This window comes from Pseudomonas sp. FYR_5 (genome assembly GCF_043106315.1).
Lineage (GTDB): Bacteria > Pseudomonadota > Gammaproteobacteria > Pseudomonadales > Pseudomonadaceae > Aquipseudomonas > Aquipseudomonas putida_Y.
The window spans coordinates 22,044-36,169 of record NZ_JBICMK010000081.1 but is presented as its reverse complement, the minus strand read 5'-3'; the positions used below and the strand labels follow the sequence as shown (position 1 = coordinate 36,169).

The following is a 14,126-nucleotide window of genomic DNA, read 5'->3' as shown; positions in this document are numbered from 1 at the left end:
TACCCCGTCATGCGTCAAGCACTGCCCTTCGCGCTGGCAGCCCTGCTACTGGGCGGCTGCACCAGCCACAAACCCGAAGACTTCAACGGCATCTGGATCAACCAGGAAGCCATCACTGCGGCGGTCAAAGCCGGTAGCCTGCGCCAGGCGCTGAATGAGCACGGCCCAGTGTTCGAGTGGAAGCTCGACGTGGCCAATCAGCAAGCTAGCTATAGCAATGGTTTCGAGGCCGCTGACGGCCAGCTGAGCGCCAATGACAAGCAATGGCAGGCCAGCTTCCAGGGCGGCCAGACCGAGCAGCTTTCGCTCGATGGCGACGAGCTGCTGGCCGTCGACCAGAACGGCGCCAAGCAAACCTTCGTGCGCGCAAAGGCGTCGGTGTCAGCCAACGCACCACTTGGCAGCAGCTTCGAGAAAGCGCTGTACCAGGCCTACCTGGGCGGTAACTGGAAGATCGTCGAAGGCCAAGGCAAAGGTGCCAGCGTGCGCTTCAGCGACACCGGCAACGTCACCGGCCTACCCGGGCCGGACCGCTTCGCCCTGTGCCTGGCGGGTGATTGTGCGACCATGGGTGGCAGCAATGACAGCCTGTGGCTGGAGCGCAACCAGCGCGGTGCACCGTTCATCATCAAGCGCGATGGCGACAAGCTGGAGATTTTCCAGGCAGTGAACCGTGCGCAGCCGGATGAAATGCCGGAGCTGGCAGCCGGCAAGCGTCAGTGGACGCTGGAGCGCACCTGAGATGATGCGCGCCCCCTGTAGGAGCGGGTTTACCCGCGAAGAAGACACCGCGGTGGATGGCACGGGCTTCGCCCGTGTTCGCGGGCAAGCCCGCTCCCACAGGGATCGCGCCAGCTTTTAGAAATTGAGCAAGACAGTTGCTCCCACAAGGCATCGCGCCAGTTGCCAGCTAGGCTTTTCCTGCCAGGATCGCGGCGTAGCCTTCCTTGTAGCTCGGATATACCGGCGCCCAACCCAGCGCCCGCGCCCGGGCATTACTGCAGCGCTTGCTGCCGGTACGCCGTACCCGTTGCTCATCGGACCACTCGGTAACCCCCATATACGCCCGCAGCCAGGCCACCACATCGGCCAGCGGCGCCGGGTCATCGTCGACACCGATGTAGCAATCATCCACTGCCTTGCCATCAGCATCGGCCTGCAGCAGAAACGCCAGCAGGCTGGCGGCATCTTCGGCATGAATGCGGTTGCCATACAGCGGCGGCTCCTCGGCCACGCGGTAACCCTGACGCACCTGGCTCAGCAACCACTCGCGCCCCGGGCCATAGATACCGGTCAGGCGGACCACGCTCGCCGGGATGCCGCTGCCCAATGCCAACCGTTCAGCCTCCAGCATCACCCGCCCGGAATAGCCCTCAGGCTCGGTGGCAGCGCCCTCCTCTATCCACTCGCCGCCCTTCTGCGCATACACGCTGCTGCTGGAGACGAACAACAGCCGGCGCGGGCGTTGGCCACGTTCGGCCAACCAGGCCAACACATGGCGCAAACCATCGACATAGGCTGCCTGGTAACCCGCCTCATCGTGCTGGCTGGCTGCCACGCAGTACACCAGGTAGTCCAGCGCGCCCTGTGGCCAGGCCTGCGGTATCGACGGTTCGGCCAAGTCTGCAGCAACCGGCTGAACCCCAGCGGGCAGCTGATCAACAGAACGGCGCAGGCCGCTCACCTTCCAACCTTTAGCCAACATCTGCCTGGCCAGACGCCCACCCACATCACCACAACCCACCACCATCACGGAAAGGTCTGACATCTCTAAACTCCCCTAGACCAATTGATCAGCCTGGCCACGCTACACGATGGGCGGCTAGACCATAGGCGAAAAAAGCTACAATATTACTTTTGTTAACAAGAATTACTTGCAATAATGGCCGCCAATTTGTTCTCGGCCTGCATCGAGGCCTTGGAGAACGTTCACTTTTTCTTCATCAGGTCCGGCCAGCATGACACGTACTCAATCTTCCGCTTCGCCAACCCCGTCGCGCGCCTGGCGCGCCATCGCCGCGCTGACACTTAGCCTGGTGCTGGCCCCGGTGGCCATGGCCGATGAGCCAACCACCAACGCCGCCACACCTGCTGCTGCCACTGCTCCGGCCGCACCCGCTGCTGCCCCAGCCGATGCGCCGGCGCCTGATGCCACTGCCACCAACCCGGCAGATGCACCGGCCGCGGCAGACCCGAGCGTTCAAGCCCTGGTCGAAGACACCTCGCTGGGCATGGCCCATGACCTGTCGCCATGGGGCATGTACAAGAACGCCGACATCGTGGTGAAGATCGTCATGATCGGCCTGGCCATCGCCTCCATCATCACCTGGACCATCTGGATTGCCAAAGGCTTCGAGCTGATGGGCGCCAAGCGCCGCCTGCGTGGCGAAATCGCCCAGCTGAAGAAGTCCACCACCCTCAAAGAAGCCAGCGAAGTCTCCAACAAGGCAGGCACCCTGGCCCATACCCTGGTCCATGATGCCCTCGAAGAGATGCGTCTTTCGGCGAACGCTCGCGAAAAAGAAGGCATCAAGGAACGCGTCAGTTTCCGTCTGGAGCGCCTGGTGCATGCCAGCGGCCGTACCATGAGCAGCGGCACCGGCGTCCTCGCCACCATCGGCTCCACCGCGCCGTTCGTCGGTCTGTTCGGTACCGTATGGGGCATCATGAACAGCTTCATCGGCATCGCCAAGACCCAGACCACCAACCTGGCCGTAGTTGCCCCAGGTATCGCCGAAGCGCTGCTGGCCACTGCTCTGGGCCTGGTCGCGGCAATCCCGGCCGTGGTCATCTACAACGTCTTCGCCCGCTCCATTGCCGGTTACAAGGCGCAGGTGTCCGATGCCTCTGCTCAGGTACTGCTGCTGGTCAGCCGTGATCTGGACCACCAGGGCAGCGAGCGCGCCGCCCCGCACATGGTGAAAGTGGGGTAAGCCATGGGCCTGCATCTCAACGAAGGTGGCGACGACCTCGCCGAAAACCACGAAATCAACGTTACGCCGTTCATCGACGTGATGCTGGTGCTGCTGATCATCTTCATGGTCGCCGCCCCCTTGGCAACGGTCGACATCAAGGTCGACCTGCCGGCCTCAACCGCCAAACCAGCGCCAAGGCCCGAGAAACCGGTGTTCGTCAGCGTCAAGGCCGACCAGAAGTTGTATGTCGGCGACGATCTGGTTGCTGCACCCGACCAGCTTGGCCCGATGCTCGACGCCAAGACCAAGGGTGACAAGGAAACCACCATCTTCTTCCAGGCTGACAAAGGCGTGGATTACGGCGACCTGATGGAAGTGATGAACAACATGCGCGCGGCCGGCTACCTGAAAGTCGGTCTGGTAGGTCTCGAGACGGCAGCCAAGAAATGATGAAAACGCGCTCTAACATGGCGCGCTACGGTGGCAGCCTGGCGATCGTGCTGGGCGTGCACGTGGTCGCCGTGCTGCTGACGCTCAACTGGTCGGTGCCCCAGGCCATCGAGCTGCCCCCGGCAGCGATGATGGTCGAACTGGCACCGTTGCCGGAGCCTGCGCCACCACCACCCCCAAAGGCAGCTCCGCAGCCACCGGCCCCGGTCGAGGAACCGCCGATGCCGAAGCTGGCAGAAGCGCCCAAGCCCAAGATTGCCATCCCCAAGCCGCCCAAGCCGAAGGCCAAGCCCCAGCCGCCCAAGCCCGAGAAAAAGCCTGAGCCGCCGAAGGAAGCACCCCCCACCGAGCAAACGGTGGATGCGCCGCCCAGCAACACGCCACCGCAGAAGTCCGCGGCACCGGCACCGAGCATTGCGTCCAACAGCAACGCCCTGCCAACCTGGCAGAGCGACCTGCTGCGCCACCTGGCCAAGTACAAGCGCTACCCGGAAGACGCGCGCCGTCGCGGCTTGCAAGGTATGAACCGCCTGCGCTTCGTGGTCGACGCCGAAGGCAAGGTCGTGTCGTACTCCATGGCCGGTGGTTCAGGCAGTGCTTCACTGGATCGGGCGACCTTGGAAATGATCCGTCGGGCCGGCACGGTACCCAAGCCGCCACCCGAGTTGCTGAACAATGGCACGATTGAAGTCGTGGCACCGTTCGTCTACTCACTGGACCGCCGCTGAGACTTTTGTTTCTGTCACAATTCGGCAAGTCTGATAACGTGCGTCTATCGATTGCAGCCGCTATGCTGGGCCCGCAACTTCATGGACGCACGTTATGACCCTCACAGAATTACGCTACATCGTCACACTCGCCCAGGAACAGCACTTCGGCCATGCCGCCGAGCGTTGCCACGTGAGCCAACCAACCCTGTCGGTCGGTGTGAAGAAGCTCGAGGACGAGCTTGGCGTTCTGATCTTCGAGCGCAGCAAAAGCGCAGTACGTCTGACCCCGGTCGGCGAAAGCATCGTCGCCCAGGCGCAGAAGGTACTGGAGCAGGCCCAGGGCATTCGCGAGCTGGCCCAGGCCGGCAAGAATCAGCTGACCGCCCCGCTCAAGGTCGGCGCCATCTACACCGTCGGCCCCTATCTGTTCCCGCACCTGATCCCGCAGCTGCACCGCGTGGCGCCGCAAATGCCGCTGTACATCGAAGAAAACTTCACCCACGTACTGCGCGAAAAGCTGCGCAACGGCGAACTGGACGCGGTGATCATCGCCCTGCCGTTCAACGAAGCCGACGTGCTGACGCTACCGCTATACGACGAACCGTTCTGCGCCCTGATGCCTGCCGACCACCCATGGACGGCGAAGAAGACCATCGACACCGCCATGCTCAACGACAAGAGCCTGTTACTGCTCGGTGAAGGCCACTGTTTCCGCGACCAGGTACTGGAAGCCTGCCCGACCCTGAACAAGGGGGGTGAAGGCTCAAGGCATACCACGGTAGAGTCCAGCTCGCTGGAAACCATCCGTCACATGGTGGCTTCGGGCCTTGGCGTTTCGATCCTGCCGCTGTCGGCAGTGCACAGCCATCACTACGCCCCCGGCGTCATCGAAGTGCGCCCGCTGACGGCACCGGCACCGTTCCGCACGGTAGCCATCGCCTGGCGCGCCAGCTTCCCGCGGCCAAAGGCGATCGAGATCCTCGCCGATTCGATCCGCCTGTGCTCGGTCGCCAAAAACCCTGCGGAACAACCGGCCTGAGTCATGAGTGAGCTGTCGAAGGTCCCGGTCACAGTACTGAAAGGTGTGGGCGAGGCAATGGCGGAGAAACTCGCCAAGGTTGGCCTGGAAAACCTGCAGGACGTGTTGTTCCACCTGCCCCTGCGCTACCAGGACCGCACGCGCGTGGTGCCAATCGGCCAGCTGCGTCCGGGCCAGGATGCGGTTATCGAGGGAGTGGTCAGTGGTACCGATGTGACCATGGGCAAGCGCCGCAGCCTGGTGGTGCGCCTGGGCGACGGCAGCGGTGTGCTGACATTGCGTTTCTACCACTTCAGCAACGCGCAGAAGGAGGGCCTGAAGCGGGGCACCCACCTGCGCTGCTACGGAGAAGCCCGCCCCGGCGCTTCGGGCCTGGAAATCTACCACCCGGAGTACCGCGCGCTGAACGGCAGCGAGCCGCCGCCACCGGTGGAGCAGACTCTGACGCCGATCTACCCGTCCACCGAAGGCCTTACCCAGCAACGCCTGCGCCTGTTGTGCCAGCAGAGCCTTGCCCTGCTTGGCCCGCGCAGCCTGCCCGACTGGCTGCCTGACGAACTTGCCCGGGACTACCAGCTGGCACCCTTGGACGAAGCCATCCGCTACCTTCACAATCCGCCGGCCGATGCCGACCTCGACGAACTCGCCGAAGGCCAGCACTGGGCCCAGCACCGCCTGGCCTTCGAAGAGTTGCTGACCCATCAACTGTCGCAACAACGCCTGCGCGAAAGCCTGCGCAGCCTGCGTGCGCCGGTACTGCCCAAGGCCACGCACCTGCAGGCGCAGTACCTGGCTAACCTGGGCTTCCAGCCGACCGGCGCGCAGCAACGGGTAGCCAACGAAATTGCCTACGACCTTAGCCAGCACGAACCGATGATGCGCCTGGTGCAGGGCGACGTGGGTGCCGGCAAGACCGTGGTCGCTGCACTGGCAGCGTTGCAGGCGCTGGAAGCTGGCTACCAGGTGGCATTGATGGCACCCACCGAGATCCTCGCCGAGCAGCACTACATTACCTTCAAGCGCTGGCTGGAACCGCTGGGCATCGAAGTCGCCTGGCTAGCCGGTAAACTCAAGGGCAAGGCCCGGGCCGCTTCCCTGGAGCAGATCGCCAACGGCGCCCCCATGGTGGTCGGCACCCACGCGCTGTTCCAGGAAGAGGTAAGGTTCAAGCACCTGGCCCTTGCGATCATCGACGAACAGCACAGGTTTGGCGTGCAGCAACGCCTGGCCCTGCGCAAGAAGGGCGTGGCCGGCGAGCTGTGCCCACACCAGCTGATCATGACCGCCACGCCTATTCCGCGCACCCTGGCCATGAGCGCCTACGCCGACCTGGACACTTCGGTGCTCGACGAATTGCCGCCAGGGCGTACGCCTGTGAACACCGTGCTGGTGGCCGACAGCCGCCGCTTCGAAGTGGTCGAGCGGGTACGTGCCGCCTGCGCCGAGGGGCGCCAGGCCTATTGGGTATGCACGCTGATCGAAGAGTCCGAAGAACTCACCTGCCAGGCCGCCGAAAGCACCTACGAGGAGCTTGGCAGCGCGCTTGGCGAGCTGAGGGTAGGGTTGATCCACGGGCGCATGAAACCGGCAGAAAAAGCCGAGATCATGGCCGAGTTCAAGGCTGGCAACCTGCAGCTTCTGGTCGCCACCACGGTCATCGAGGTGGGCGTGGACGTGCCCAACGCCAGCCTGATGATCATCGAGAACCCCGAGCGCCTGGGCCTTGCACAGTTGCACCAGCTGCGTGGCCGGGTTGGTCGGGGCAGCGCCGTTAGCCATTGCGTACTGCTGTACCACCCACCGCTGTCGCAGATCGGCCGCGAGCGCTTGGGGATCATGCGCGAGACCAACGATGGCTTCATCATCGCCGAAAAAGACCTTGAACTGCGTGGCCCGGGCGAGATGCTTGGTACCCGCCAGACCGGTCTGCTGCAGTTCAAGGTCGCCGACCTGATGCGCGACGCCGACCTGCTGCCAGCCGTGCGCGACGCGGCCCAGGCCCTGGTATCACGCTGGCCGGAACACGTCAGCCCGCTGCTGGACCGCTGGCTGCGCCATGGCCAACAATATGGCCAAGTGTGACGGCAGTCCCAGAATGGATCCAGATTTGCTCGCAGGCTGGTTATACTTCGCGTTTAAAAGAAACAGTGGATACGGACCATGACTGAAGTTGCCCTGGACACCGCAACCCCACACGCCCCCTCTGTCATCAGGCTGCTGCTCGACAAGCTCGGCGTGCCCTACCGCCAGGTGGTCGAACACCCGTACCTGCCAGCGGCTTCGCGGGTGCAGGCTGTCCTTCTCGACGACGAGGTCGGCGCCCTCATGGTGCTGTTCCCGCAGAGCCACCTGCTGGACCTCAACCGCCTGGCCGAGCTGACCGGGCGCAAGCTGACCGCCGTGTCGGTACCGCGCCTGAAGCAGATGCTCGACAAGCACCACCTCAAGGCGCTGCCGGGCATCCCGGCGCTGACCAGCTCGCCATGTCAGTACGAAAAGGCCCTGCTCGACGCCGAAACGGTCTTTATCCAGTCCGGCGAAGCCGGCCTGTTGCTGGAAATCGAACGCGCACACTTCAAGCGCATGCTGGCCAAGGCCAGCGCCAGCAGCTTCGGCCAGCAAGTCGAAGCCATCAGCCCCAACCTCGACCGCCCCGATGACGACACCCGGGAAATCACCAATGCGGTCCAGGCCTTCACTGCCCGACGCATTCAGAAGCGCCTGGAAGAAACCATCGAAATCCCACCGCTCGCCGACAGCGCGCAGAAGATCATCAAGCTGCGGGTAGATCCCAACGCCAGCATCGACGACATCACCGGCGTGGTCGAAACCGACCCGGCGCTGGCGGCACAGGTGGTGAGCTGGGCTGCATCGCCCTACTATGGTTCGCCGGGCAAGATCCGCTCGGTTGAAGACGCCATCGTGCGTGTGCTGGGTTTCGACCTTGTGATCAACCTGGCCTTGGGCCTGGCGCTAGGCAAGACCTTGAGCCTGCCCAAGGACCACCCGCAGCAGGCCACGCCCTACTGGCAACAGTCGATCTACACCGCTGCGATCATCGAAGGCCTGACCCGCGCCATGCCTCGCGCAGAACGCCCCGAGGCCGGGCTGACCTACCTGGCCGGGCTACTGCACAACTTCGGCTACCTGCTGCTGGCGCACGTGTTCCCGCCGCACTTCTCGCTGATTTGCCGCCACCTTGAGGTCAACCCGCATTTGAACCACACCTATGTGGAGCAACACTTGCTGGGCATCAGCCGTGAACAGATCGGTGCCTGGCTGATGAAGCTGTGGGACATGCCGGAAGAGCTGTCGACTGCCTTGCGCTTTCAGCACGATCCGGCCTACGACGGCGAATATTTCGCGTTCCCCAACCTGGTATGCCTGGCCACCCGCCTGCTGCGCTTGCGAGGTATAGGCTCAGGGCCGCAGGAAGAGATTCCTGACGAGCTGCTGGAACGCCTGAGCATTACCCGGGACAAGGCCGAGGATGTGGTGAACAAGGTGCTCGAAGCCGAGAACCTGTTGCGTGAGCTGGCTTCGCAGTTCCACGCACCGCATTAAGCATTAACGCATACCCTGTGGGAGCAACTGTCTTGCTCAATTTCTAAAAGCTGGCGCGATTTGACTGTGGGAGCGGGCTTGCCCGCGAACACCGGCGAAGCCGGTGCCATGCACCGCGTCGCTTGTTTCGCGGGCACGCCCGCTCCCACAGGTAAAGCATCGGCATCCCCGTCGGGCTTCAGCCTTTCTTCTTCGGTTTCAGGTATTTCATCAACCCTTGGAACCACATCACCAACGCCGGGTTGCCCTTGATCTGGATGTGCTTGTCCTGAATCCCCTGCATGAACGCCAGCTGCTTGTTACCCGCCTGCATGGTGGCGAAGCCATAGGCGGCGTCCTTGAAGGCAATGGCGAACGCCGGCTGTGGGTGTGCGCCGCCCTTGCTGCTGATGCGCTCATTCTCGACGATGAAGTGCCGGGCGACCTTGCCGTCCAGGGTCTGCATCTGGAACACCAGGTCCTTGCCCTTGAGCTGCTGCTGGAATGCGGGGTTATTACGACTGGCCCTGGCCATCAACAGCCCCATGGCCCAGAGAAGAAAGCGAAACTTCATCAACGCGCCTCGAATGAAAAGTGACTAAGGCGCGCAGTTTATCCTTTTCCAGAACTATTTATGCAAGTTCGAAACATTTTGCCTGCAGAAAGCACAACGGGCGCCCCGAGGCGCCCGCTTGGCTGACACTGGAATTGTCAGGGAGCGATCACTTGCCTTTCTTGGCTGGCTTGGCGGGAGCGTTAACGCTGTCGCGCAGGTTCTTGCCAGGCTTGAAGGCCACGGTATTGCTGGCCTTGATCTTGACCGGCTCACCCGTTTGCGGGTTCTTGCCGGTACGCGCGCCGCGATGACGTTTTTCGAAGGTGCCGAAACCGACCAGGGTAACTGTGTCCTTGTCCAGGGCACCGGTGATGCTGTCGAGAATCGCGTTCAAAACCTGATTGGCCTTTTCCTTGGTCAGATCAGCCTTATCGGCGATGACGGCGGCGAGTTCTGGTTTGCGCATAGTGAAGCCTCTTTGACGGAATTCTTGTTGTTATGCCGTGCTGCCTCTGGGAGCAGCGCTCAAGGCACCGCAGGCTCTAATCTGCGGCAGACGGGAGTGAGAATGGCACGAGCTCAGGGGCCGCGCCAGTATCTGGGCGGCCATTGTGCAGGCAACAACAGGATAAATCCGACAGAACGCGCGCTATTTACGCCATAACCGGTGGCAACTGACGATTCAGCGCCAGCTTCTCCATCACCGCCGTCCCGGTAAGGGCGTAGCCCAGCAGCTTGCCGTCGGCATCAAGGCAGAGCACCTTGAGGTCACTGCCCTGCCCCTCTACCTGCCAGATGCCTTCGCAGCCCTGTGGCGCTGGCGAGACCACCAGCGGACACGCCGGGGTTTTCACGGTGATAGGCATCGGCCCGTAGGAAACTGCCGTCGGCTTGCCGGCCAAGGTTTGCGCCAGCGCCCGGGCACAGCTCATCAGCGGCATCACGTACAGCAGGTTGATGCCATCGACTTCGGCACAGTCGCCAAGGGCGAAGATGTTTGCGTGTGAAGTACGTAGCTCGCGGTCTACGCTTACGCCACGGTTGGTCTGCAGGCCGGCCGCGGCAGCCAGGTCGGTACGTGGGCGCAGGCCGATGGCCGAAACCACCAGGTCGCAGGCAATCACGCTGCCGTCCGACAGGTGCGCCTCGAGGCCTTGGGTTACCTGCTGCAGGCGAGTCAGCACCGGCCCCAAGTGGAAGCGTACACCCAGGCCCTCCAGCCCACCCTGCACTGCCGCCGCAGCGGCCGGGTGCAGCAGGGTCGGCATGACCTGTTCACACGGCGCCACGACGTCAACCTTGAAGCCGCCCAGGCTCATGTCGTTTGCGAATTCGCAGCCGATAAGGCCGGCACCGAGGATCAGTACACGCTGCTTGCCAGCGGCGGCAGCACGGAAGCGCGCGTAGTCTTCCAGGTCGTTGATCGGGAACACCAGATGGCCGCCATCACCCTCGATCGGCACCTGCACGGTCTGCGCCCCCCAGGCCAGCACCAGGTCGCGGTACTCCACGGTCTCTTCGCCGATCCACAGCCGCTTGTGGCCCGGGTCGATGCCGCTGATGCGGGTATGAGTACGGATCTCGGCGTTCAGTTGCTCGGCCATGGCGCCCGGCTCAGCCATGCACAGGCCGTCGGCGTCCTTCTGCTTGGCAAAGCCCATGGAAAGCATCGGCTTGGAGTAAGAGCGACCATCGTCGGCGGTGATCAGCAACAACGGCGTCTGCGCATCGAGCTTGCGAAATTCACGGGCCAGGTTGTAGCCCGCAAGGCCGGTACCGATGATTACCACAGGGGACGTCATGTCGTGCTTTCCTCGATTAACCGATGGAGATCATTTCAAAGTCGCTTTTGCCGACGCCGCAGTCGGGGCACAGCCAGTCTTCAGGTACATCCTCCCAACGGGTCCCGGGGGCGATGCCGTCGTCGGGCCAGCCTTCGGCTTCGTCGTAGATCAGGCCACAGACAATACATTGCCACTTTTTCATCAGGTCTATTTCCTCGGTTCAGGCTGGGGCTTGTGCTGCTGATGGTCTCTTCGCGGGTAAGCCCGCTCCTGCAGCGACCGCGAATGGGGCCAGTGCTCAATTCGTGGGGGCTTTGTAGCGGCCCTGCCGGCAGTATGCAAGCAGTTGGGGCAATCATGCTAAGCTCGCCGCCTCTCTGGCTGTAACAAAGCATACCGACGTGTCGTACGAATCCCCGCAAGCAGCCGCTGTCGCGTGGCTGCCGTATTCACAACTGGCGACCGACATCGACCAGCCCACCCTTGACTGGCTGTTCGACGAGGGCTCGCTGACCCGCCGCCTGACCCGTCTGTCCATCGATCACTTTTCCGTCACCCCGCTGTTCGAAGGCTGGCAGCCGCTGCGCGATGACGAATGCCAGGCGCTGGGCATCGCTGCCGGCGCCGAAGGCTGGGTGCGCGAAGTGTACCTGCGCGGCCATGGCCAACCTTGGGTATTCGCCCGCAGCGTGGCCAGCCGCAGCGCCCTGGAACGCGGAGGACTGGACCTGGAAACCTTGGGCAGCCGCTCGCTGGGCGAGCTGCTGTTCTGCGACCAGGCGTTCATCCGTCATCCACTCGAAGTGTGCAGTTATCCACAGGCCTGGCTACCGTCCGAAGCTGCACATGCGGCGCTGTGGGGCCGCCGCTCGCGCTTCGAGCGCAACGGCCTGGACCTGCTGGTGGCAGAAGTGTTTCTGCCGGCATTGTGGCAAGCGGCCAAGGAGGAAAACCGCTGATGTACCTGCAACTGCTCAAGTCGCTCAACCGCCTGCACCCGCGGGCCTGGGACTTCGTCCAGCTCAGCCGCATGGACCGGCCGATAGGCATCTACCTGCTGCTGTGGCCGACCCTGTCGGCAGTGTGGATTGCCGGCAACGGGTCACCAACACTGGCCAATGTGCTCATCTTCGGCCTTGGTGTGGTGCTGATGCGCGCGGCCGGCTGCTGTATCAACGACTTTGCCGACCGCAAGGTTGACGGCCACGTCAAGCGTACCGCCGACCGGCCACTGGCCAGTGGCCGAGTGCGGCCACGCGAGGCGCTGACACTGTTCGCGATTCTGGTAGGAGTGAGTTTCCTGCTGGTGCTGTGCACCAACAGCCGAACCGTCTGGCTGTCATTCGGGGCGGTGGCGTTGGCGTTCTGCTACCCGTTCATGAAGCGCTACACCTACTACCCGCAGGTGGTGCTGGGAGCGGCGTATTCGTGGGGCATTCCGATGGCGTTCACGGCGGCCGGTGGTGACCTGCCGGCCAGTGCCTGGCTGCTGTATATCGCCAACCTGCTGTGGACGGTGGGTTATGACACCTACTACGCCATGGTCGACCGCGATGACGACCTGAAGATTGGCGTGAAATCGACCGCGATCCTGTTCGGCGACGCCGATCGCAGCATCATCCTGACCCTGCAGTTGCTGTCGCTGGGCTGCCTGTTGCTGGCCGGTAGCCGCTTCGATCTGGGTGGCTGGTTCCACCTCGGGTTGCTGGGTGCGGCGGCGTGCTTTGCCTGGGAATACTGGTCGACGCGCAAGCTGGACCGGGAATCGTGCTTCAAGGCGTTTCTGCACAATCACTGGGCTGGGTTGCTGGTGTTTATCGGGGTGGTGCTGGATTACGCGTTGCGCTGAGTGTTTTGGGGCCGCTGTGCGGCCCCGGCTATCTCAAGGCTTGGCAACGTGCCAGACGTCTTTCACGCCGTCACCGGTCATGTCGCCGGCCTTCTTGTCCTTGATGAAGGTATACAGCGGCTTGCCGTCGTAAGCCCACTGCATCGAACCGTCGTCACGCGTTACATGGGTCCATTTATCTTTCGGTGCTTCGTCTTCTTTCTTGACCATCAACGGTGGCCAGTTCTTGGCGCAATCGCCATTGCACATCGACTTGCCACCCGCATCCTTGTCAAAGGTGTACAGGGTCATGCCGGCATGATCGACCCACATGCCGTCCTTCTCCATGGCATGGTGGGCCAACGCCACCCCCGGGAGCGCCAGCGCAGTGAAAAGGGCCATCCAGCTCAGCGTATGTCGTGTCATTGGATTCACCATTGTTTCGGGGGAAATGAGTTCGGGTTGCCATTACGGCGGCCCTCTGTAGCCTAGTTCAGTCACGGAATGTCGCCAGAACGGCCAACACCCTGTCACACAGCTGCAATAATTCCGTTATCTAATGCGGGCCAAGACACCGAATCCAGGAGAGGTTTTGAGCATGGTAGGCAGGAACATTCTGATCGTCGACGACGAAGCGCCCATTCGCGAGATGATCGCCGTTGCCCTGGAAATGGCCGGCTATGACTGCCTGGAAGCGGAAAACTCGCAACAGGCCCATGCGATCATCGTCGACCGCAAACCGGACCTGATCCTGCTCGACTGGATGTTGCCGGGCACCTCCGGCATCGAGCTGGCCCGTCGCCTGAAGCGCGACGAGCTGACCGGTGATATCCCGATCATCATGCTCACCGCCAAGGGTGAAGAGGACAACAAGATCCAGGGCCTGGAAGTGGGCGCCGACGACTACATCACCAAGCCGTTCTCGCCGCGTGAACTGGTGGCGCGACTGAAAGCCGTGCTGCGCCGCACTGGCCCGAGCGACAGCGAGGCGCCGATCGAGGTCGGCGGCCTGCTGCTCGATCCGATCAGCCACCGCGTGACCATCGACGGCAAGCCGGCCGAGATGGGCCCTACCGAATACCGCCTGCTGCAGTTTTTCATGACCCACCAGGAGCGCGCCTATACCCGAGGCCAACTGCTGGACCAAGTGTGGGGCGGCAACGTCTATGTCGAGGAACGTACCGTCGACGTGCACATCCGTCGCTTGCGCAAGGCACTGGGTGAAGCTTACGAGAATCTGGTACAAACCGTCCGGGGCACTGGCTACCGCTTCTCGACCAAGAGCTGATCGAGTTCCAGAG

16 protein-coding genes are annotated in these 14,126 nt (G+C 62.8%); 10 read left to right on the top strand and 6 right to left on the bottom strand.

The annotated features are described in order from the left end of the window. Positions 1-9: 9 nt before the first annotated feature. The gene (locus ACF8RA_RS13660) at positions 10-741 is read left to right on the top strand and encodes a hypothetical protein (protein WP_209969135.1); all 732 of its coding nucleotides are present in this window, start codon (positions 10-12) and stop codon (positions 739-741) included. Positions 742-910: 169 nt separating this feature from the next. On the opposite strand, the gene ACF8RA_RS13655 is transcribed toward ACF8RA_RS13660, so the two are convergent. Beyond that, positions 911-1,768 (bottom strand): SDR family oxidoreductase, encoded by an 858-nt coding sequence (locus tag ACF8RA_RS13655; protein WP_176682892.1) that lies wholly within the window; start codon positions 1,766-1,768, stop codon positions 911-913. Between the two features lie 190 nt (positions 1,769-1,958). Here ACF8RA_RS13655 and exbB point away from each other — a divergent pair, with 190 nt between their 5' ends. From exbB to ACF8RA_RS13625, 6 genes are all read left to right on the top strand, one after another. Continuing rightward, positions 1,959-2,933 carry a tonB-system energizer ExbB gene (exbB, locus tag ACF8RA_RS13650; protein ID WP_209969130.1) on the top strand — a complete coding sequence of 325 codons (975 nt, stop codon included), beginning with the start codon at positions 1,959-1,961 and terminating at the stop codon, positions 2,931-2,933. A gap of 3 nt (positions 2,934-2,936) precedes the next feature. After that, the gene (exbD, locus tag ACF8RA_RS13645) at positions 2,937-3,365 is read left to right on the top strand and encodes a TonB system transport protein ExbD (protein ID WP_176682894.1); all 429 of its coding nucleotides are present in this window, start codon (positions 2,937-2,939) and stop codon (positions 3,363-3,365) included. After that, complete coding sequence (locus tag ACF8RA_RS13640; protein ID WP_176682895.1) at positions 3,362-4,093, top strand: energy transducer TonB; 732 nt, start codon at positions 3,362-3,364, stop codon at positions 4,091-4,093. The genes exbD and ACF8RA_RS13640 overlap by 4 nt, the downstream gene beginning before the upstream one ends. Positions 4,094-4,187: 94 nt before the next feature. Continuing rightward, the gene (locus tag ACF8RA_RS13635; protein WP_012274839.1) at positions 4,188-5,114 is read left to right on the top strand and encodes a hydrogen peroxide-inducible genes activator; all 927 of its coding nucleotides are present in this window, start codon (positions 4,188-4,190) and stop codon (positions 5,112-5,114) included. A gap of 3 nt (positions 5,115-5,117) precedes the next feature. After that, positions 5,118-7,196 carry an ATP-dependent DNA helicase RecG gene (recG, locus tag ACF8RA_RS13630; protein ID WP_176682896.1) on the top strand — a complete coding sequence of 693 codons (2,079 nt, stop codon included), beginning with the start codon at positions 5,118-5,120 and terminating at the stop codon, positions 7,194-7,196. Between the two features lie 78 nt (positions 7,197-7,274). Beyond that, positions 7,275-8,678, top strand: a complete 1,404-nt coding sequence (locus ACF8RA_RS13625; RefSeq protein WP_209969127.1) for an aminoacyl-tRNA deacylase and HDOD domain-containing protein — start codon at positions 7,275-7,277, stop codon at positions 8,676-8,678. Between the two features lie 178 nt (positions 8,679-8,856). On the opposite strand, the gene ACF8RA_RS13620 is transcribed toward ACF8RA_RS13625, so the two are convergent. From ACF8RA_RS13620 to ACF8RA_RS13605, 4 genes are all read right to left on the bottom strand, one after another. Beyond that, on the bottom strand, positions 8,857-9,231 hold the full coding sequence (locus ACF8RA_RS13620) for a helicase (RefSeq protein ID WP_176682898.1): 375 nt from the start codon (positions 9,229-9,231) through the stop codon (positions 8,857-8,859). Between the two features lie 148 nt (positions 9,232-9,379). Continuing rightward, the gene (locus ACF8RA_RS13615; RefSeq protein WP_003253355.1) at positions 9,380-9,679 is read right to left on the bottom strand and encodes an HU family DNA-binding protein; all 300 of its coding nucleotides are present in this window, start codon (positions 9,677-9,679) and stop codon (positions 9,380-9,382) included. 187 nt (positions 9,680-9,866) lie between these two features. Continuing rightward, positions 9,867-11,015 (bottom strand): NAD(P)/FAD-dependent oxidoreductase, encoded by a 1,149-nt coding sequence (locus ACF8RA_RS13610; protein ID WP_176682899.1) that lies wholly within the window; start codon positions 11,013-11,015, stop codon positions 9,867-9,869. Between the two features lie 16 nt (positions 11,016-11,031). Beyond that, on the bottom strand, positions 11,032-11,199 hold the full coding sequence (locus ACF8RA_RS13605) for a rubredoxin (protein ID WP_003253349.1): 168 nt from the start codon (positions 11,197-11,199) through the stop codon (positions 11,032-11,034). A 199-nt stretch (positions 11,200-11,398) separates the two neighbouring features. Here ACF8RA_RS13605 and ACF8RA_RS13600 point away from each other — a divergent pair, with 199 nt between their 5' ends. Both ACF8RA_RS13600 and ubiA read left to right on the top strand, forming a co-directional pair. Further along, a complete protein-coding gene (locus ACF8RA_RS13600; protein WP_176682900.1) occupies positions 11,399-11,956 on the top strand; it encodes a chorismate lyase in 558 nt (185 codons plus the stop codon). Then, complete coding sequence (gene ubiA / locus ACF8RA_RS13595) at positions 11,956-12,846, top strand: 4-hydroxybenzoate octaprenyltransferase (protein ID WP_176682901.1); 891 nt, start codon at positions 11,956-11,958, stop codon at positions 12,844-12,846. Before ACF8RA_RS13600 ends, ubiA begins: the two co-directional genes overlap by 1 nt. Before the next feature lie 33 nt (positions 12,847-12,879). Here ubiA and ACF8RA_RS13590 read toward each other — a convergent pair whose 3' ends face one another. Beyond that, positions 12,880-13,251: a hypothetical protein gene (locus ACF8RA_RS13590; RefSeq protein ID WP_176682902.1), complete on the bottom strand. Its 372-nt coding sequence runs from the start codon at positions 13,249-13,251 to the stop codon at positions 12,880-12,882. A 172-nt stretch (positions 13,252-13,423) separates the two neighbouring features. Between ACF8RA_RS13590 and phoB the strand changes: the two genes are divergently transcribed. After that, entirely contained in the window at positions 13,424-14,113 is a 690-nt protein-coding gene (phoB, locus tag ACF8RA_RS13585) for a phosphate regulon transcriptional regulator PhoB (protein ID WP_003253341.1), read from the top strand. The last annotated feature ends 13 nt before the right edge of the window (positions 14,114-14,126 follow it).

What these genes read in the sequence shown, in the direction of transcription:
- ACF8RA_RS13660 (WP_209969135.1), top strand. Translation starts at nt 10, where the DNA reads ATGCGTCAAGCACTGCCCTTCGCGCTGGCAGCCCTGCTACTGGGCGGC.
- ACF8RA_RS13655 (WP_176682892.1), bottom strand. Translation starts at nt 1,768, where the DNA reads ATGTCAGACCTTTCCGTGATGGTGGTGGGTTGTGGTGATGTGGGTGGG.
- exbB (WP_209969130.1), top strand. Translation starts at nt 1,959, where the DNA reads ATGACACGTACTCAATCTTCCGCTTCGCCAACCCCGTCGCGCGCCTGG.
- exbD (WP_176682894.1), top strand. Translation starts at nt 2,937, where the DNA reads ATGGGCCTGCATCTCAACGAAGGTGGCGACGACCTCGCCGAAAACCAC.
- ACF8RA_RS13640 (WP_176682895.1), top strand. Translation starts at nt 3,362, where the DNA reads ATGATGAAAACGCGCTCTAACATGGCGCGCTACGGTGGCAGCCTGGCG.
- ACF8RA_RS13635 (WP_012274839.1), top strand. Translation starts at nt 4,188, where the DNA reads ATGACCCTCACAGAATTACGCTACATCGTCACACTCGCCCAGGAACAG.
- recG (WP_176682896.1), top strand. Translation starts at nt 5,118, where the DNA reads ATGAGTGAGCTGTCGAAGGTCCCGGTCACAGTACTGAAAGGTGTGGGC.
- ACF8RA_RS13625 (WP_209969127.1), top strand. Translation starts at nt 7,275, where the DNA reads ATGACTGAAGTTGCCCTGGACACCGCAACCCCACACGCCCCCTCTGTC.
- ACF8RA_RS13620 (WP_176682898.1), bottom strand. Translation starts at nt 9,231, where the DNA reads ATGAAGTTTCGCTTTCTTCTCTGGGCCATGGGGCTGTTGATGGCCAGG.
- ACF8RA_RS13615 (WP_003253355.1), bottom strand. Translation starts at nt 9,679, where the DNA reads ATGCGCAAACCAGAACTCGCCGCCGTCATCGCCGATAAGGCTGATCTG.
- ACF8RA_RS13610 (WP_176682899.1), bottom strand. Translation starts at nt 11,015, where the DNA reads ATGACGTCCCCTGTGGTAATCATCGGTACCGGCCTTGCGGGCTACAAC.
- ACF8RA_RS13605 (WP_003253349.1), bottom strand. Translation starts at nt 11,199, where the DNA reads ATGAAAAAGTGGCAATGTATTGTCTGTGGCCTGATCTACGACGAAGCC.
- ubiA (WP_176682901.1), top strand. Translation starts at nt 11,956, where the DNA reads ATGTACCTGCAACTGCTCAAGTCGCTCAACCGCCTGCACCCGCGGGCC.
- ACF8RA_RS13590 (WP_176682902.1), bottom strand. Translation starts at nt 13,251, where the DNA reads ATGACACGACATACGCTGAGCTGGATGGCCCTTTTCACTGCGCTGGCG.
- phoB (WP_003253341.1), top strand. Translation starts at nt 13,424, where the DNA reads ATGGTAGGCAGGAACATTCTGATCGTCGACGACGAAGCGCCCATTCGC.